Origin of the sequence: Mesorhizobium cantuariense (genome assembly GCF_042647205.1) — a bacterium.
GTDB lineage: Bacteria > Pseudomonadota > Alphaproteobacteria > Rhizobiales > Rhizobiaceae > Mesorhizobium > Mesorhizobium cantuariense.
In genome coordinates, this window is the sequence record NZ_JBHRVD010000001.1 from 484,080 (window position 1) to 503,211 (window position 19,132).

Here is a 19,132-nt window from a genome sequence, read left to right on the forward strand (position 1 = left end):
CGGCAAACCACGCTTCCTAGATTGACCTGTCAGCTCTGGATCTGATGGCATAGTGTGGCGGCCTTCGCGCTGACCACGGACAGAAGCATGATCCTGGCGACGAGATATCGTTCAGAGGGGACTTGACGAACGAAGGCCCATTACAGAAGCACTACTTTGGCAGTTATTTAGCTTCGGGCGCGTTTTGGAATTCCCAAGAGAGAGTTTGCGTGATTCATGAGAGGTCGGCTCATGGAGGGCCGATCAATGGACGTGGATTGGCAAACCGATCTCGAGCAATGGCTTCGGCCGTTTTTGGCGGGTCTTTCGCGTCCAGCTCGGCGCCGGATGTGTCCGCTGTACATTGCTGGTCTGATCGGGCCGGGCGACCGTAAGAGCGTACAACCGATGGCCGCGCGCACTGGCGAGGTCGGCTACGATCAGCTTCATCATTTCGTCGCGGCAGGGGTTTGGGACAGCGCTCCGCTCGAGGCCGCCCTGCTGAAGGAGGCAGATCGCCTGGTCGGCGATGAGGCGGGTTTTCTCGTCATCGACGACACAGCGTTACCGAAGAAGGGACAACATTCGGTTGGTGTCGCGCCTCAATACGCTTCGTCGCTTGGCAAGACGTCCAATTGCCAGTCACTGGTGTCGGTGACCCTGGCCTCGCGCGAAGTGCCGGTGATGGTGGGCCTTCGGCTCTTCCTGCCCGACACCTGGACGAATGATCCCGAGCGGATGATGCGGGCGCGCGTCCCGAAGGATCGACAGGTCGCTCTGACAAAGCCGGAGATCGCCATCGAAGAGATCGATCGTGTCATCGCCTCCGGCGCGCGTTTCGGCTGTGTGCTTGCCGACGCGGGCTACGGGTCGAGCAGCTCTTTTCGTCAGGCTTTGAGTGAGCGCGGTCTGCTGTGGGCGGTAGGACTATCGCGGCGCCAAAACGTCTATCCGGCCGATGTTGATCTGATCTTCCCGGTCGCGACCACCGGCAGGCGTCGCCAATATCACATCCCGGACCAGCCGCCGGTCTCTGCCGAGGTGATGCTGTCTGGTGAGAGATGGCACAAGATAAGCTGGCGGCGCGGCACTAGTCTTACTGCGTCATAAATTTGGATATTTCGGCTTCGACTGAGCGCAGCAGGGACATCGCATCAATCTGCGGGCAAGTGCGACGGTCAGTTTTCTATGCAGCGTCGCGATCGAATTTGAGGTGTGCCGTTCGGGGCGAATGGGCGGGCTCGCTGGATCGTGAACCGCGGGGAATAGGAGGTTTTTCGCTGCTTTTGGAACGGGCGATTGCTGAGGGGGGAATCGTCTCCCGTTCGGAGAGGAGAAACCCGTAAGCCGCGATGCAAAGACTGGCGTGATGATGGAATCCGCGCCAACCTCGACCCTCGTAGTGGCCAAGGCCCAGTTCCTGCTTGAGCTCGCGATAATCCCGTTCAATCCGCCACCTTAGCTTGGTCGTGGCAACAAGATCACGCAGCGCGGTCGTTTCCGGCAGGGTCGAAAGCCAGTATTTGAGCGGCTCTTTGTCACCTTCGGGCCATTCGACAAGCAACCATTCTTCGGCGTGCGGATGTCCGAGATTATAGTCTCTGGAAGACGAACAGCGGTAAAGCGCGACGCAAGATCGGTATTGCTGCCCTCCCGCCATATGACGGTCTGCCACGCGTCTATCGGCAGACTTTCCGCAAGCGCCTTGGCTGAAAGAGGTTGATGATCCGCGCTTCGTTGCATCAGCGACGGCGGCCGACCCTTTCCGCTCCAGGTCTTGGGCGGTAGCGGTCCTTCGCCTGGGCGCCAAACACTGAGCGTCGGCTGGACACCCACGACATAGCTGAGGCCCAGCTCGGTCAATCCTCGGCGGAACCCGCCGTCTGCGCCGTAACCGGCGTCGGCAAGGATCACGCCCGCCGGCATCTGCGTCTCTAGCGCCGCACGTACTTGTTCAAGCGCGATCTGTGGCTTGGTTTGAAATAGGATCTCGTCCGGGATCTTCGCCTTCTTCCGGCGCTCTGGATCATTTGCCCAGATCTCAGGTAGATAAAGCTGCCAGGCAACCGGTAAGCTGGCCCCCTCATTCGCAATCGAAAGACTGACGGCAACCTGGCAATTGTCCTGCTTGCCGAGCTGGCCGCAATATTGGCGTGCGACACCGACGGAATGCTTCCCCTTCTTTGGAAAGCCAGTGTCGTCGACAATCCAGGCGGTGATCGCACCGCCACGCTCGATCATGCGCGGCAAGGCCCAATCACGAACGCGCGCCAGCAGTGCGTCATCCGACCAAGGCGCTTGTCCCACGAAATGCAAAAGCGATTGATGCTTGGCCGAAACACGTGATGGCGCCGTAACGGCGGCCAGGGGCTCCACGCTTTTGCGCGCCACCGGCATCATCAAACCCGTACAATAATCCCGCAGCGGCTCTGCCCGATCGGCATGGCCTATGACCTCGACCAGTGCTTCCAAATACCCATCAAACGCGGCTGCTTCGCAACCGTCCTCGCTGACCATGGCGCCCATCCATCGCTGTGAATCGCCAACCTATCACAACCAGGTCGCCTACGAATCCCCCTCCGCGCGCTTTCGTGACTCAGTAAGACTAAAGGTCGGCTGACTTGTTTGTTTGCGGCTCGCCGTGTCCGCGTTGCGGATGGTCATAAGCACCGGATGCTCGACAATCGCATGCAATGCATGCCAGGCGAGGAGGTCTGGCTCGTCGGCGAACGCCGGTCGACTGGCGAGCAAAAATACTATGTGTCGAACTTACCGGCCGATGCGAGCCTCAAGATGCTCGCCGCCACGATCAAGGCCAGGTGGGTCTGTGAGCAGGCACATCAGCAATTGAAGGAGGAACTCGGCCTCGACCACTTCGAAGGCCGATCATGGACTGGATTACATCGACACGCCTTGATGACCATGATCGCCTACGCCTTTCTCCAAGCCCGCCGCCTCAAAGCAGCGGGACGGAAAAAAAAGAGTCGGCGGACCACCGCCACAACCGAGCATGCCAGCTGTTAGACAAGCCATTCTCGACCTCTTCACGCGGTCGCCACCCCGCAGATGTCCTCACTGTCAGAAGCTGCTCGCACACGCCCTCAAACCTAAACTGCCAAAGTAGTGCTTCTGTAATGGGCCTTCGTTCGTCAAGTCCTCTCTGAACGATATCTCGTCGCCAGGATCATGCTTCTGTCCGTGGTCAGCGCGAAGGCCGCCACACTATGCCATCAGATCCAGAGCTGACAGGTCAATCTAGGAAGCGTGGTTTGCCGAAGCATTCACAGCACTACACACGACCTTGCCAAGCCCTCGTCCCGGCGACGGGACCTCAGGAGAGCGGTGCCGTTTCGGCTCGCTCCGAACGCTCTATCTCCTATGCCATCGCTGCGGCCTTGCTCCAGCGGAAGTCGGTCGCATCCACCCACATGCGATGGAGCACGACGCCCAACTTGCGGGCAAGGGCCACCTTGGCGCGCTTCATGCCCCGACGTTTCGCCACGTCGAGCGCCCAGTGCTTCAGGCTCGAGAAGCGGATCGCCCGCGTCAGCATGACGTGCGCAGCTTCAAAGAGCGCAGTTCGCACCATGGCGTCGCCGACCTTGCTGACACCACCGTCCCGATCGGTCTCACCGGATTGATATTTTTTGGGCGTAAGCCCGAAGTAGGCTCCGACCGTACTGGATTTTCCAAACCGCATCGGGTCGTCCACCGCCGAGCGATAGGTCAGGGCGACCAAGGCCCCAACGCCAGGTGTGCTCATCAATCTGTGGCAGACCTTATCAGCGCGCGCGATCTTCAGCATCTCGCGATGGAGCTTGCTGAACTCGCACCACAACGCCATCCGCGCCGCCAGCATCGCACCAATCACCGTCTCCAAAGTGACGTGGCCTGCTGTCAGCTCCCGGATGCGCGTCTCAAACTTTCCACGACTGACCTCTCCGACCTTCAGCCCATAGCCGCGCAAGATCCCGCGGATGCTAAGTTCGACGTCGAGAAGCTTGCCTTGCAGAAGCTTGCGTCCAACAAGAAGGGCTCGGCTATCCTTGCAAGTCACCGATTTGGCATGAACCGGACGGTACCATCCCATCCTCAGCAGTTGGGCGATCCCGCGTGCATCTTTCCGGTCGGTCTTCACCGTCATAGCCGAGAGCGCCGCCTTCACGTGCCGCGTCTCGAGCAAAACCGCATCGCGTCCGGCGGCCACAAGCCCGGCATGCAGCCATTGCGACAATGGCCCGGCCTCGAGCCCAATGCGACTAACAGACAATTCCAGTTCGTCGAAATAGCGGACCAGCGCCTCCGGCTCGCTGGCGATCTTGACCTCGCGCATGATCGTTCCGGTCGCGTCAACAATGCACACGCTGCTCTCTTCCAGAGAGACATCGATTCCCGCATAATGTTCCATGGCTGTTCCTCTCATGATGTTTGGAGCCGATCGCTCGGACTCCGTTTCAACACCATCATTCTGAGGGACAGCCACCCAACCTGGCTATGCTCGCGAAGGCCGGCCCATTACGGCATCTAGCAGGCTGTTGAAAAAGCCTCTCGCGGCCGGATTGGGATCGTGATTCACTGTCACCGAAGGAACTCGGAGACTGAATCGTGCGCGGTGGCGACAATCGAACTGGCGAACTGTTCAGCTATGTGGACCTCGAGGCGCGGGTTCGGCGGGATCATCCGCTTCGGACGATCCGTGCGATCGTGAACGAGGCACTGTCGGCGCTGGAGCGAGAATTCGCGGCGCTGTATTCGCCGATCGGGCGACCATCGATCCCGCCGGAGAAGTTGCTTCGGGCTATGCTGCTACAGGCGTTCTATTCGATCCGTTCGGAGCGTCTGCTGATGGAGCGGCTGGAATACGATCTTCTATTCCGCTGGTTCGTCGGCATCGGTGTTGACGACGCGGCGTGGGACCATTCGGTGTTCTCGAAGAACCGCGACCGGCTGCTCGAAGGCGATATCGCGGCGAAGTTTCTGAACGCGGTCTTGGCACGGCCCAAGGTGAAGAAGCTTCTCTCCACGGATCACTTCTCAGTCGATGGCACGCTGATCGAGGCTTGGGCCTCGATCAAGAGCTTCAAGCCGAAAGACGGCCCGGATGAGCCGCCGTCGGGTGGCGGCGGGCGCAATGAGGAGGCGGACTTCCACGGCCAGAAGCGGTCGAACGAGACGCATGCCTCGACGACCGATCCCGATGCGAGGCTCTACCGCAAGGGCAAAGGCAAGGAAGCCAAGCTCAGCTTCATGGGGCATGGGTTGATGGAGAACCGCCATGGTTTGCTGGTCGATGCCTGCCTGACGCCGGCTGACGGGCATGCCGAACGGGTGGCGGCGCTGCACATGATCGAGCCGCATGCCGACCGGCCGCGAGCAATCACGCTCGGTGGCGACAAGGGCTATGATGCGCAGGACTTCATCAACGAACTGCGCTCGATGAAGGTGACCCCGCACGTGGCGCAAAACACGAACGGGCGCCGTTCCTCTATCGATCGCCGCACGACCCGGCACGGCGGCTACGCCGTCAGCCAGCGCATCCGCAAACGGATCGAAGAGGCGTTCGGCTGGATAAAGGTCGTCGCAGGTCAGCAGAAGACGAAGTACCGTGGCCGAGATCGCGTCGGATGGGCCTTCATCTTCGCTGCAGCCGCCTACAATCTGGTGCGGTTGCCAAAGCTGCTGGCGGCGCCGACATGACCGCGCCTGCTGGCTGCCAATTGATCGGCCGCTGGCGCATCGTCGAGGCCGATCTGTGGGATCGCGGCTATCTCAACCTCGACGGACCCGCCACGATCACCATCAGGGCCGACAATAGTGGTGAGATCGCCTTTGGCGCTCTGCAAGCCGGCCTCGATCTGAGCTACAGCCCCTCGACGGTCTGCTTCACGGGGGCCGGCTTCGACGAAATGGACGAAGCCACAGGTGATGGCTCCGCCGAACTGCTCGACGACGGCTCCATCGAGATCGCATTCGCCTATCACAATGGCGATGAGGCCATTCTCAAAGCCAAGCGCGACACTTCTTCAACAGCCTGCTAGGTCGGCGTCTGTGCCGCGGTGCTGAATCCGGTGCACGCTTTGATCAAGGCGCCTGGGCGCGGTGTCGTGGCTGGCCCCCACTCTGAGCGCCTCGGCAGAGAAACGATGGTGGATATATCGATATATTTGACGGGGCTTCTTCATACTCATCAACGCGGTGGCCGGACTTCACATCATCAATGTGCAGTCCCGCGCATCTCTGTCCACAAAACCTTGTGTCGAAGCTGGACAAGAATGTCGGAACCCCGACGAAAAGATCGCGAGGGCGACAGCAGTCGGTATGGAGAAACTGGTGCAACTAAAACGGTGCGCCAATTCGGCACGCAACTTGCTTTAGTCACGGCGGACAGACCGAACTCCGTGAAGGAGGCTGCCGTGATTGATCAAATGGCGGCGGTCCGTCATGGTCCAGAGGACGAGCGGATACCCTGGACTCCCGATCTGATTGGAGTCTTAAATGGTTGCTCGGTATTACGATCTCCCGTCACTGACTGCCCTTACGGCATTCGAGGCCTCGGCACGCCATCTCTCGTTCAAGTTTGCGGCTTCCGAGCTGGGCGTGACATCGGGAGAAATCAGTCGACAGATCAAAGCCGTTGAGGAGCACCTTGGTGTTCCGCTATTTATGAGGCGAGGAACCAGCGTGATACTTACCAGCGCTGGCAAAGACATCTACAGCGGGCTGGCAGGCATCCTTGCCAAGGCGTCCGATGTTGTCACGACCATTAAACGCGATCGTTCCGGGAACGTCACGATGCCTCCGGCGATGCATTCGCGTCGATGTGGTTGATGCTGCGCAATTAGCACCATCCGACAGTTCGCACGGGGCGCTCAAGTCGAGCCGCGCATCCTCCGCGGCTCGGCTCGTGGCCTGACGAGACGGCGGAACTGTTGTCGGGCCGTCATCTACCGGTCTGCGGTCCCAGCTTCGTCGTGAGCTTTGACAGCAAGACGGACGCGGAGGAGATGCTCTTGGCCCTTAAGCTGAGCCTCCCAACTTCGGCCTAATACTCCAGGAAGACAGGACGCGGCTGATCCAGTTTGGCCGGTTCGCGGCCCTCTTAGATCATCGGCGCGGCCAGCGGCGGCCAAGACCTCTTACCGCCTAATGTGGGCGAATCCGGACGGCCGGTTCACCGTGAATCACAAGCGGAGACGCCTGGCCCGCAAGCTGACAGCACACCACAAGCACGCGCCAATGGATGCACAGCATATGTGGTTTTCCGTCATGCTGAATGGACACTACCCCTACTATTACAGGCAGCATAGTCCAGCGCTCAACGGATTCTACCGGAAGGTGTATCGTAAGCGCGTAGGCATCCCCACGTAGCGTGCAGGCGGTTGAACGCTCATTTTCAGCATGAATCATGCGGAGAATCCTGTGAGCGACAGTATGAGCCATCATCGAACATTCGAGATTTTGACGGCGGAGCCTGTGCCGTCCCGACGCAAGCCGCGCCATCGGTCGGAAGACGAGAAAGCACGGCTTGTCGCCGAAGCGTTCTCGCCAGGGGGCAATGTCTCGGCGGTTGCGCGTTCTGAGGGGCTGGATCCCTCGCAGCTCTGCAAACGCAAGCAACATAGGAATTGGCCATCACGGTGAGCAGAATAGAATGCTACCGTGTTGAGCTGATGCTGTGAACTTGCAAGAGAAAAGCAGATGGTGCGATCGATCGATCCAAGACGCGTGATACTCCGTCAATTCCATTGGCCTTTCAAGGTCGTTGCCGTGTTAGGAACATGCGTTGCGGAAACCATCTTGGCCAGTGGTCATGTGCGACCACACACAAAGGCCGCACATATGGAAGCAAGCGATCCGATCAAAAATATCTGTAAAAAACACTTGCAAGTGGGTGCCAATGGTATGGACCCCGCCGTCCAGGCGAGGTGGAATCTCGAACGTCAACTGCAACAAAGGAGGATGTCATGCAGGTCGTTCGAATAGGTCTGGATCTTGCGAAATATGTGTTCCAGGTTCACGGGGTCGACTGCCACGGAAAAGTCGTCGTGCGAAAGACGCTGCGTCGCGATGCGGTAGCCTGCTTCTTCGCCAATCTGCCCCGATGCCTGGTCGGCATGGAAGCCTCGAACGGCGCGCATTACTGGGCAAGGGTGCTCACCGAGCTTGGCCATGAGGTTCGGCTGATCAGTCCTCAGTTCGTTACACCATATGTGAAGTCCAACAAGAACGACCGAAACGATGCGGAAGCCATCTGCGAAGCGGTCGGCCGGCCTTCGATGCGCTTTGTGCCGCCGAAATCGACTGATCAGCTGACGGTCCAGGCCGTTCATCGCATTCGTCGGCGTCTGGTCGCCGATCGAGTTCGGCTTGTGAACCAGATTCGCGGCCTTCTTTCCGAGCACGGGATCGTCATTCCCCGCGATATCTCGCAGCTGCGGCGCGGCCTCGCCGTCATCGTGGGGAATGATGATGTCGGACTCAGCGAGATGGTCCGGTCGCTGATGAGGGAGCTGCAGACGGAATTGGCCGAGCTCGACGATCGCATTGCAATTTATGATCGGCGGATACGGGAAATCTTCCACACCAGCGAGCAGTGCCAACGGCTTGGGAAGATCGAAGGCATCGGCCCCGTGACGGCAACCGCCTTGATCGCTGCCGTAGGCGATAGAACCTGCTTCAAAAATGGCCGTCAGTTCGCGGCCTGGCTTGGCCTGGTACCCAAACAACGATCCAGTGGAGGGCGAGCCCGGCTATTCGGCATCAGCAGCGGGGCGATCGCTATCTGCGCACATTGATGATCCATGGGGCTCGTGCTGCGCTTGGCAAAGCAGCCGGCAAGCAGGATCCACGAAGCCTCTGGCTCAGTAAGCTGCGGCAAAGACGACACCCCAACGTCGCGGCTGTCGCGCTCGCCAACAAGAATGCGAGGGTCGTGTGGGCCATCCTCTCGGGTGGCACATTCTACGAGCCCGCACAGTCGGTGAAAGCAGCTTGAGGCGAAGCGGCGAGGAAAACAACAGAAGGAGGTCTCACCCCGGCAATTGCAGCAAAATGGCAGGAGATGGTGAAACGGTCATTCCGTCGCTTCCCGAACCTGGTGTGTGGACCGGCTTGGCTTCGGCCAATGTCTAGCAGGCTGTTGAAAAAGTCGGGTTCAAGCGTCGATTTTCCGCTTTTTGGGTTCGCAGGGCCAGTCGTCTCAATTTCTCTCGCTGAAAACATTGAGTTTTCTGGCACGCGTAAGAGCGATCTCGGTAGTTTTGAGAGGGTCAAAAACCTTTTTCAACAGCCTGCTAGTCTTACTGAGTCACGAAAGCGCGCGGAGGGGGATTCGTAGGCGACCTGGTTGTGATAGGTTGGCGATTCACAGCGATGGATGGGCGCCATGGTCAGCGAGGACGGTTGCGAAGCAGCCGCGTTTGATGGGTATTTGGAAGCACTGGTCGAGGTCATAGGCCATGCCGATCGGGCAGAGCCGCTGCGGGATTATTGTACGGGTTTGATGATGCCGGTGGCGCGCAAAAGCGTGGAGCCCCTGGCCGCCGTTACGGCGCCATCACGTGTTTCGGCCAAGCATCAATCGCTTTTGCATTTCGTGGGACAAGCGCCTTGGTCGGATGACGCACTGCTGGCGCGCGTTCGTGATTGGGCCTTGCCGCGCATGATCGAGCGTGGCGGTGCGATCACCGCCTGGATTGTCGACGACACTGGCTTTCCAAAGAAGGGGAAGCATTCCGTCGGTGTCGCACGCCAATATTGCGGCCAGCTCGGCAAGCAGGACAATTGCCAGGTTGCCGTCAGTCTTTCGATTGCGAATGAGGGGGCCAGCTTACCGGTTGCCTGGCAGCTTTATCTACCTGAGATCTGGGCAAATGATCCAGAGCGCCGGAAGAAGGCGAAGATCCCGGACGAGATCCTATTTCAAACCAAGCCACAGATCGCGCTTGAACAAGTACGTGCGGCGCTAGAGACGCAGATGCCGGCGGGCGTGATCCTTGCCGACGCCGGTTACGGCGCAGACGGCGGGTTCCGCCGAGGATTGACCGAGCTGGGCCTCAGCTATGTCGTGGGTGTCCAGCCGACGCTCAGTGTTTGGCGCCCAGGCGAAGGACCGCTACCGCCCAAGACCTGGAGCGGAAAGGGTCGGCCGCCGTCGCTGATGCAACGAAGCGCGGATCATCAACCTCTTTCAGCCAAGGCGCTTGCGGAAAGTCTGCCGATAGACGCGTGGCAGACCGTCATATGGCGGGAGGGCAGCAATACCGATCTTGCGTCGCGCTTTACCGCTGTTCGTCTTCGTGTCGCGTCCAGAGACTATAATCTCGGACATCCGCACGCCGAAGAATGGTTGCTTGTCGAATGGCCCGAAGGTGACAAAGAGCCGCTCAAATACTGGCTTTCGACCCTGCCGGAAACGACCGCGCTGCGTGATCTTGTTGCCACGACCAAGCTAAGGTGGCGGATTGAACGGGATTATCGCGAGCTCAAGCAGGAACTGGGCCTTGGCCACTACGAGGGTCGAGGTTGGCGCGGATTCCATCATCACGCCAGTCTTTGCATCGCGGCTTACGGGTTTCTCCTCTCCGAACGGGAGACGATTCCCCCCTCAGCAATCGCCCGTTCCAAAAGCAGCGAAAAACCTCCTATTCCCCGCGGTTCACGATCCAGCGAGCCCGCCCATTCGCCCCGAACGGCACACCTCAAATTCGATCGCGACGCTGCATAGAAAACTGACCGTCGCACTTGCCCGCAGATTGATGCGATGTCCCTGCTGCGCTCAGTCGAAGCCGAAATATCCAAATTTATGACGCAGTAAGACTAGGGGCCGATGAGGTGGAAGCGCGCGAAAATCCATCGGGGCTCGCGGCGAAGACGTTGTCCAGCCGCATGAGGAAGCCGGATATACGTCAGCAGTTGTGACCGATGATCTTGATCCAGCCGACCTGTTGCAATCGGGCGGAATTGGGGGCGCCGCCAAGAGATGCCGCTCCCCTTGGCGGCATGAGCGCGATCGATGACATGGCGCTGTCGGACGAGGCGCTCGAGGCCTGGATGGCCGCCAAGACCGCCCCCCGATCATGCCGTGTTTGCCAGCCTCGCCAGGATCCACAACCGGATCAACGAGACGCTCTTCGACAGACCGCAGGATTATGCGCCCCGCTTCGCCACCAAGCCCACCGGCGGCATCGACCCCCGGCCGTGGTGCCAGGGCTTCTACGCGGCCATGAATCTCAACATCAAACGCTGGAAACGGCTACTCGACCTCGACAACCCCAACCACGGCTTGCTGCTGCCGATCCTGATCTACTGCGTCGACAAAAAGGGCAGGCCCGTTCTCGGCAAGCCCAGGTCGGGGCCCGAGACCGCGCACTTCATCGAGCACGAGGCCTACAAAGACATCGCCCTCGTCATCCCCGCCCTCCGCGAACTCCACTACGTCACCCGTTATCACGATCCGGAGTGATCTCCGGCGGCCAGCGGACCAACGACCGACCCACCAAAGACACATCACCAGATGGTTTCGCGGAAGGTGCCTGGGCGCACCGCTTACCGTCAAGGTGCCACTTGTCGGCAAAGTGACCGCCGGACCGTTGCCGCAAATGACGGGCGAACTTGAGGGCGAACTTTTCCGCCCACTCCGAGACTGTCTGAAACGATACGTCAATGCCGCGCTCGCCAAGTAGGTCTTCGACGTCGCACAGCTCAGTGGAAACTGATAGTAGAGCCATACCGCGTGCCCGATGATCTCGGCAGGAAATCGGTGACGTTTGGCGGGCGGGCGAGTCTTCAATCATGCCGGTAGACTATCATCCCGATCCGCACCAGCCGGTTATAGTCGCCGTCATCCGCGATCGTCATGGCGATGGTCCGACCATTGGACTACGAGCGGACATGGATGCGCTTCCGATCTTTGAGGCGTCGGGTAAGCCGTGGGCGTCCACAGAGCCCGGCAAGATGCATGCGTGCGGCCACGATGGTCATACGGCAATGTTGCTTGCGGCCGCCAAGCACTTGGCTCGGACCCGGGAGTTCAAGGGATCGATAGCGCTCATATTCCAGCCTGCGGAAGAGGTCGAATTGCCTTCGGGCGGTTTCAAGATGGTGCAGGAAGGTAAAATGGAGCGCTTCAACCTCGCCAAGGTTTTCAGCATGCATAACTGGCCCGGAATGGACGTGGGCAAATTCGGCATTTGCGCCGGAGGAAATCATAGCAGCCCAGGACGACTTCGACGTGGCCGTGAAAGGTCGGGGAGGACATGCAGCCGCCCCTCATCGTGCGGTCGACCCGGTGGTCATCGCCGCTCAGATCATCCTTGGCTTCCAATCTTGGTAACGCGTCACGTCGATCCACCTCTCGAATCCCTCGTCCTATCCGTTACTAAGCTGACCGCATCGGAGGCTTATAACGTTATCCCGGACCATGTGAACTCTATCGGGCACCGTCCCGGACGCTTTCGCCCACCTTCGGAACTTTGCCGAAACAGAGATGGCGAAAGCGGCAACCGGAATTGCGGAGGCGTTCGGAGCGCAGATCGAGTTCCACTACCTTCGTTCCGTGCGGTCACCCTCAACTCGCCCGCGGAAACAGCGGCCGCCGTCGAAGTCGCGCGGGGCATTGCGGGAGATGCCCGAGTTAATGATCAGATGAGGCCCTATCATGGGCGCGGAGGACTTCTCATATCTGCTCAAGGCGCGCCCGGGCGCGTTCGTTTTCCTCGGCAACGGGAACACTGCGGAAGTCCATCATCCGGCCTATGACTTCAATGACGCCGCCTTGATTTACGGGATGGCTACTGGGTGGGGCTTGCTGAAACCGTACTCGGGAACAGAAATACTTGAGCCGCGCGTTGCACATCGAACGCTATTTCGAGATTTCCGTTTCACGCACAGACGCTCTTTGACGTTACGGAGGGTTTCTTTAGGGCTACTTTGTCCCGATCCTATGGGGACTGAACCACGGAGGCGCTTGGTACGTCGAGCACCCCCACCGGCGTGACCTCCGAGGACTGAGGCAAACCCATCGGCCTGACCATAATCGTCATCCATCCCGCCAGAATGAAAGAGAACGAAGTGCTCACTAATACCCAACCTCAACACGGAATGTTTCAAGACGCTTTCTTCCAGCAGGATGGGTCCGAGCCCGTTCCAATGATGGTGCGTGCCGAAGGCATTTGGATGTACGACGATAAGGGTAACGCCTACATAGACGGCTCCTCCGGCCCGATCGCCAGCAACATCGGCCATGGAAACCGTCGCGTCGCCGATGCGATGTACCAACAGGCCATCACGCTTGACTATGCCTATCCCCGGGTAGCCCGTCATGCGCCGAATGCAGCTCTGACCGAGCCTTTGTGTAGGCTGGCGGGTAAGCCATTTGAACGCGTCGGTCTTGCATCGGGCGGCAGCGAAGCGATGGATCTGGCTTTGAAGTTTCTGCGCCAGTATGCGGTAGCGAAAGGCACCCCGAACAGGAGGTTCCTCGTTTCCAATATGCCCTCTTACCATGGTGCCTCTATCGGAGCGCTTATGATTTCGGGCGATGAGTCATTCGCTCCATTCCTTGCGGGGTTCTCGGTCAACGGAGCGAAGGTGCCAGCTCCGATGACGTATCGCATTCCGTCCGGTAGCACTCCGGAATCGATTGCCGAAGAGAGCGTCGCCGCGCTCGAGAAGACCTTCTTCGAACTGGGACCCGAGAACGTCCTCGCCTTCGTGGTGGAGCCGGTCGGCGGGGTGGCTACAGGTTGCCTTGCGCTCCCCGCCAGATATTTCAAGCGCGTGCGGGAGCTTTGCGACCGATACGGCATCTTCTTGGTCTTCGACGAGATCCTTTGCGGCGCAGGCCGTACCGGAAAGTTCCTGGCTAGTCATCACCTCGATTTCACACCGGATGTGGTGATGATGGCGAAAGGAATTTGTGCAGGTTACAGTCCGCTCGGAGCCATCCTGTTGCCTGCCGCTCCGGTGGACGAACTTGCGCAGCTGACTGGCTTCAACTTCTCCCACACTTACGGAGCAAATCCCATCTCGTGTGCCGCGGCCCTTGCCGTGCTGGACGAGTACGAGAACCACGACCTAATCGGTAATGCCGCTCAGAGCGGCGCGTATCTCGGCAACAGTCTCAGGACCCGCTTGGCGAGTTCGAATCCGGTCGGGGAGGTACGCGGAATAGGACTCCTATATGCTGTCGAACTCGTCGTCGACAGGGGTTCGAAGCAGCAGTTCCCTCATAGCTGCAACGTAACAGAAGTCGCGCGGACGGAGGCGCTGAAGGAAGGTTTGATCATCTATTCCCGCAGGACGTCAGGTGGAAAATTCGGCGACTGGTTCATCGTGGCGCCCCCTTTGATCGTCGCTTCGACGGATTGTGACGAGATCGTCGATCGGCTACAGAGGGCGCTAGCAGGGGTCTGGAAGCGCTACCAGAAAACACTCGCTTCGGCCTAAGTGCGACATGCCGGGCAGGCGGAAGAAACTCCTCGGGCATCTTCGATGAGCGATCCAACTTGCCCGCTTGATGCACGGCGATCGGCTTTCGGCGGCCTGCATGGCGATCTGGCCGCCCTCGGAGTGCATTTTGACAAGCCTCGTCGGGCGCCGGCGATGATCCGTCGTGATGGAAGGCGGGGGTTTGCGGGTTGAGGTCGGCGGGTTTGTTTCGGGACGTCTGCGCCCCATCGTTTATGTCGCGAGTTGCGGGATGCGGCTGAGGACGATGCGCAGAATACACTGGTCGGGGCAGGATGTCGGCAGGTGCAGACGGATCTGGGTTTTCATCTCGACCACGCGGGCGGCGATCTTGATGAGGCGCAATCGCAGCGTGTCGAATTGGGCGACGGCAAAGCTCGAGCGTTTCGGCATCGCGGCGCGCAGGCCCCACATCAGCCAGTAGGCGCCGGCATGCAGGAACAGCCGGAACTGGTTGGCCGTCGCTCTTGTGCAGGAGGTGCGGTCGGCGGCGAGATGCGTCTTCCACGACTTGATGTGGTTCTCGGCAGCGCCGCGCCGGCAGTAGACATCCTCGTAGAGCGCCTTGGCCTTGCCACTTGCAAGGTTGGTGACGATGAAGCGGGTATCGGCACCTTGGGCGCCGACCTCGACGCGGGCGATGATGCGCTCGACGCGGCTCCAACTGGCGGCGCCGTCAAAAAACTCCTTGAAGCGGCGGACCTTGTTCGTCTTCGATGACACTTCAAAACGCGCCATCGTGCTGCTCTCCAGGTCCGCGACATGCTTGCGCAGGGTCGTGGTGGGCGCCACGCCGAGGATGAAGTCGACATCGTTGGCGCGGCACCAGTCGATGACCTGCGGACTACAATAGTGGCTGTCGGCCCGGATCAGGATGCGGATGTTCGGCCAATTGCTGCGGATCGCCCGCACCAGGCGGCGCAGGTGGGGGCGGATTTCAGCCCCGCTCGGCCGCTTCGCTGGTCGCAGGACCGCACCGACGAACCGGCCGTCGCCATCGAACACAACAATCGGCTGGAAGCCGTATTCGTCGTGATGGGCGTTGAAGAGACGAAGCTGCTGGCCGCCATGCACGGCGTCAAAAGTGTCGTCAATGTCGAGCACGATCCGCTTCGGAACCTGGCGGAAGGAAGAGCAATAGAGGTCGACCATCGCACGGCCCATAACGACCAGTTCCCGCACGCCAGGCAGGTTCTCCAGCCGGCACATCGTCGATTGAGAGGCCAGATCCCGACCCGAAGGCAGCGCATCCTGGGCCATCTTGAAGACCGGATCGCAGCGCAGCCGGTTGGCGTCGTTGCCATCCTCGTAGCCGGCGGCGATCATCTTCATGCGAAAGCCGATCATGTCCGCCAAGCTGTGGATGATCTGGTCCGGGCGGCGCGGATCGTCGATGCAACGCGCCACACGGTCGGCCACACGCAGCCGCTTTTCCACCTCGGCCAGAGCCAGAACACCACTGTTCGAGGACAACATGCCGCCGTCAAAACGGGCGACGACGGACTTGCCGCCGACTGATGACAAACCGCTCAGCGGCAGCGTAAGATCATTCATGGCGGGTGTGGTCTCCGGGAAATGGTTCGGATCGGCTTAAGCAACCAAATCCTACGTCATTTCAACGGCTTGCACCACATCCGCCAACCCCCATGAATTTTCCGGGCTAGATGGGTAACGGGCCTCTGGCGCCGCGGCCAGACTTTCGGTCGAGGCGGTCGTCCCTCACAATGATGGTGTGAACGGCGGCATGGCCGAAGCCAGCGCCAAACATCAAGGAGAGACGACCGTGGATTATTATGCCGGGATTGATGTGTCATTGGAATGCTCAAGTGTCTGTGTGGTTGAAGGGCAGGGCAAGATCGTGCGGGAAGCGACGGTGGCGAGCGAGCCGGAGGCGCTGATCGCCTGGTTTGCGGCTGCTCGAAGTACCGCTTGCGCGGATTGGCTTGGAGGCAGGCCCGCTGTCGCAATGGCTATTTGCTGGGCTGCAGGCGTCCGGCCTGGCAGTGGAGCTTCTCGAGACGCGCCACGTGCGCGACGCCTTCAAGGCGATGCCGGTGAAGACGGATCGCAAAGATGCGCGCGGCATTGCACAGCTCATGCGGCTTGGCTGGTTCCGCCCCGTGCACTGCAAGTCACTGCCGGCACAGGAGGTCCGCGCCCTGCTGACCACGCGCAAGCTCCTGCAGTCGAAGCGGCACGATGTCGAGATGAGCATCCGCGGGGTCTTGCGCGGCTTTGGCCTGAAGGTTGGCCCGACGACGCCGAAGACGTTTGAGCGGCGGGTTCGCGAACTGGTCGCCCATCATGACACGCTGCAGCAGATTGCCGAGGCTCTTCTCAAGACCCGAGCGGTGCTGCTGTGCGAGTTCAAGACGATCGAGAAGCGTCTTGTCGGGTTGGCAAGTCGCGATGGGCAGGTGCGCAACCTGATGAGCGTGCCGGGGGTCGGGGCTTTGGTAGCACTGACATTTTCGGCGGCCATCGACGACCCGTCGCGGTTTCGCTCGTCCCGGATGGTGGGCGCCCATTTCGGCCTGACGCCGAGGAAGTACCAGTCTGGTGAGACCGACGTGACGGGGCGCATCTCCAAGGTCGGCGACCATGGGGTGCGTGTGGCGCTCTACGAGGCGGCCAACGTGATGCTGACGCGACCGATCAAGGGCTCGGCCTTGAAGTCCTGGGCGCTTGCGGTGGCGAAGCGGGCCGGGATGCGAAAGGCCAAGGTTGCACTTGCGCGCAAGCTGGCGGTGGTTCTGCACCAGATGATGCGCAGCGCTGAGCGCTTTCTGCCGACAGGCCGTCCTGCGGCAGTCGTGTCGTGAAGCGTTCGATGAGAGGATAAGGATAAGGAGGAACACGGCGGGCATCGACACCAGATCCTGCCGTTACGACGTCCCTTGCCGGGACGGTGGACCCGGTTAGGCCGCTAAGACGGGAGCAGCTCGTTTGATGACTGCGCGTCCCTAGATTGGCCAGCCGATCCCGATCAGATCCCATCAGGCAGCGGCCAAAAGCGCCGACTGCGGACAGAAGCAAGACCCCGGTAGCGGACGAAGTTACGAGGGATTGACAAGACGAGGCCCGTTACAGAAGCCCGTCTTATGCACGACGATGCGCCTTTGGGGCTGGCGGATGTAGCTTAAGCGATTGATTTGGCGTAGGATTCGGTTGTCTAAGCCAGCCCTTCCACCGCATCTCGCGAGCCACACCCGCCATGACCGACGATACGTTGCTGCCGTTCTCTTTTCCAGCCGTTGGGCGCAAGAAGATCACAGCCGCGTTCGACGGCGGCCGCCTCACCTCGGATGGCGGCGTCATGCTTCTGGCCGCAGCCGAGCGTCGCCTGCAACTGGCCGACAGGCTGGCCGCGGCGATCCACGATCCACGTGATCCAATGCGCGTGACGCACGCCATGGCCGACATCCTGCGTGCCCGCATCTTCGCCATCGCCTGCGGTTATGAGGACGCCAATGATCTCGACCGGTTGCGCACCGATCCGGCCTTCAAGCTCGCCTGCGGGCGGTTGCCCGATAGCGGGCTCGACCTGTGCTCGCAGCCGACGTTTTCGCGGCTGGAGAACCTGCCGGACCTCAGGACCGTCATCCGGCTCGGCCGCGTGCTGGTCGATCTGTGGCTGTCGAGCTATGCCGCGCCGCCGAAAAGCGTCACGCTCGACATCGACGACACGGTGATGTCGTTCACGGCCATCAGCAGCTCTCGCTCTTCAACGGCCATCACGACGAGCGCTGCTTCCTGCCGATCCACATCTACGACGCCGCGACGAGCCGCCCGGTCACCATGATCCTGCGTCCGGGAAAGACGCCGGCCGGCAAGGAGATCCGCGCGCATCTGCGCCGCCTCGTCCGGATGATCCGCGCCCGCTGGCCCGAGACCCGCATCCTGATCCGCGGCGACAGCCATTACGGCCGAGCGGAGGTCATGGCATGGTGCGAGGACAACGGCATCGACTACCTCTTCGGGCTTTCCGGCAACAAGGTTCTCCAGCGTCTCGTCGATGAAGCCGCCGACGACATCCGCACCCGCCGCGCGCTCGAACACAAGCCGGTGCTGCGCGGCTACGCCGAGACCCGATACAAGGCCAAGTCCTGGAAGGCCGCGCGCCGCGCCTGCGCCCGCATCGAGGCGACCCGGCTCGGCCTCGACATCCGCTTCGTCGTCACCAACCTTGGTGAAGGCTCCGCCGGGCACATCTATGATGTGATCTACTGCGCCCGCGGCCAGGCCGAAAACCTGATCAAGATGCATAAGAGCCAGCTCGCCTCCGACCGCACCTCCTGCCGCTCACCGATCGCCAACCAGGTCCGTCTTGTCCTGCACACCGCCGCCTACTGGCTGATGCTCGCGCTCCGCGGCGCCGCGCCCGCGACCCATCATCTGCGCAACGCCGAGTTCGCCACGCTGCGGCTCAGGCTTCTCAAGCTCGGCGCCCGCGTCACTGAAACCGTCTCGCGCACCCGCCTGGCCTTCGCCGCCGCATGTCCCGAGGCCAGCCTGTTCCGAGCGATCACACTTATACTGCAGCCCGCAGCACCATGAGCGCCGGGGCAGCAAGCCCCGATGAGCCCTATACCTTCACCCCCCAGCGCGTTCACAAGTCCCGACCAAGCCGCGATGAAAGAGACGCCGCGCCGCAACGTGTCCGACGCTCAGCCTCAACCCAACC

General features: G+C 60.6%; 10 protein-coding genes and 7 pseudogenes. 13 read left to right on the forward strand and 4 right to left on the reverse strand.

Going from position 1 to position 19,132, the window contains the following annotated elements; genetic code table 11:
• Positions 1-209: 209 nt before the first annotated feature.
• Positions 210-1,071 (forward strand): annotated as a pseudogene (locus ACFOJ9_RS02245) (IS701 family transposase); the annotation flags it as partial.
• A 94-nt stretch (positions 1,072-1,165) separates the two neighbouring features.
• Here ACFOJ9_RS02245 and ACFOJ9_RS02250 read toward each other — a convergent pair.
• Positions 1,166-2,505, reverse strand: a pseudogene (locus ACFOJ9_RS02250) (IS701 family transposase).
• Between the two features lie 78 nt (positions 2,506-2,583).
• On the opposite strand from ACFOJ9_RS02250, the pseudogene ACFOJ9_RS02255 reads away from it, so the two are divergent.
• Positions 2,584-3,003: pseudogene (locus tag ACFOJ9_RS02255) on the forward strand (transposase); the annotation flags it as partial.
• Between the two features lie 352 nt (positions 3,004-3,355).
• Here ACFOJ9_RS02255 and ACFOJ9_RS02260 read toward each other — a convergent pair.
• Positions 3,356-4,387 carry an IS110 family transposase gene (locus tag ACFOJ9_RS02260; protein WP_378976780.1) on the reverse strand — a complete coding sequence of 344 codons (1,032 nt, stop codon included), beginning with the start codon at positions 4,385-4,387 and terminating at the stop codon, positions 3,356-3,358.
• 197 nt (positions 4,388-4,584) lie between these two features.
• Between ACFOJ9_RS02260 and ACFOJ9_RS02265 the strand changes: the two genes are divergently transcribed.
• From ACFOJ9_RS02265 to ACFOJ9_RS02295, 7 genes and pseudogenes are all read left to right on the forward strand, one after another.
• Positions 4,585-5,676: an IS5 family transposase gene (locus ACFOJ9_RS02265; RefSeq protein ID WP_378924344.1), complete on the forward strand. Its 1,092-nt coding sequence runs from the start codon at positions 4,585-4,587 to the stop codon at positions 5,674-5,676.
• Positions 5,673-6,017: a hypothetical protein gene (locus ACFOJ9_RS02270; RefSeq protein WP_378976782.1), complete on the forward strand. Its 345-nt coding sequence runs from the start codon at positions 5,673-5,675 to the stop codon at positions 6,015-6,017. Before ACFOJ9_RS02265 ends, ACFOJ9_RS02270 begins: the two co-directional genes overlap by 4 nt.
• 457 nt (positions 6,018-6,474) lie before the next feature.
• Positions 6,475-6,807, forward strand: a complete 333-nt coding sequence (locus tag ACFOJ9_RS02275) for a LysR family transcriptional regulator (RefSeq protein ID WP_378976784.1) — start codon at positions 6,475-6,477, stop codon at positions 6,805-6,807.
• Positions 6,808-7,410: 603 nt separating this feature from the next.
• Positions 7,411-7,620 (forward strand): transposase, encoded by a 210-nt coding sequence (locus tag ACFOJ9_RS02280; protein WP_378987521.1) that lies wholly within the window; start codon positions 7,411-7,413, stop codon positions 7,618-7,620.
• A gap of 323 nt (positions 7,621-7,943) precedes the next feature.
• Positions 7,944-8,974: pseudogene (locus tag ACFOJ9_RS02285) on the forward strand (IS110 family transposase).
• 390 nt (positions 8,975-9,364) lie between these two features.
• Positions 9,365-10,705, forward strand: a complete 1,341-nt coding sequence (locus ACFOJ9_RS02290) for an IS701 family transposase (protein WP_378925689.1) — start codon at positions 9,365-9,367, stop codon at positions 10,703-10,705.
• 357 nt (positions 10,706-11,062) lie between these two features.
• Positions 11,063-11,443 (forward strand): hypothetical protein, encoded by a 381-nt coding sequence (locus ACFOJ9_RS02295; RefSeq protein WP_378976786.1) that lies wholly within the window; start codon positions 11,063-11,065, stop codon positions 11,441-11,443.
• Between the two features lie 88 nt (positions 11,444-11,531).
• Here the strand turns inward: ACFOJ9_RS02295 and ACFOJ9_RS02300 are convergent.
• Positions 11,532-11,774, reverse strand: a pseudogene (locus tag ACFOJ9_RS02300) (IS6 family transposase); the annotation flags it as partial.
• Between the two features lie 97 nt (positions 11,775-11,871).
• Between ACFOJ9_RS02300 and ACFOJ9_RS02305 the strand changes: the two are divergent.
• Together ACFOJ9_RS02305 and ACFOJ9_RS02310 are read left to right on the forward strand one after the other, a co-directional pair.
• A complete protein-coding gene (locus ACFOJ9_RS02305; protein ID WP_378987524.1) occupies positions 11,872-12,738 on the forward strand; it encodes a M20/M25/M40 family metallo-hydrolase in 867 nt (288 codons plus the stop codon).
• A 297-nt stretch (positions 12,739-13,035) separates the two neighbouring features.
• Positions 13,036-14,427: an aminotransferase family protein gene (locus ACFOJ9_RS02310; RefSeq protein WP_378976788.1), complete on the forward strand. Its 1,392-nt coding sequence runs from the start codon at positions 13,036-13,038 to the stop codon at positions 14,425-14,427.
• 234 nt (positions 14,428-14,661) lie between these two features.
• On the opposite strand, the gene ACFOJ9_RS02315 is transcribed toward ACFOJ9_RS02310, so the two are convergent.
• Positions 14,662-16,002, reverse strand: a complete 1,341-nt coding sequence (locus tag ACFOJ9_RS02315) for an IS1380 family transposase (protein ID WP_378976790.1) — start codon at positions 16,000-16,002, stop codon at positions 14,662-14,664.
• 229 nt (positions 16,003-16,231) lie between these two features.
• Between ACFOJ9_RS02315 and ACFOJ9_RS02320 the strand changes: the two are divergent.
• Positions 16,232-17,270: pseudogene (locus tag ACFOJ9_RS02320) on the forward strand (IS110 family transposase).
• Positions 17,271-17,662: 392 nt separating this feature from the next.
• A pseudogene (locus ACFOJ9_RS02325) lies at positions 17,663-19,005 on the forward strand (IS1380 family transposase).
• Positions 19,006-19,132 lie beyond the last annotated feature (127 nt).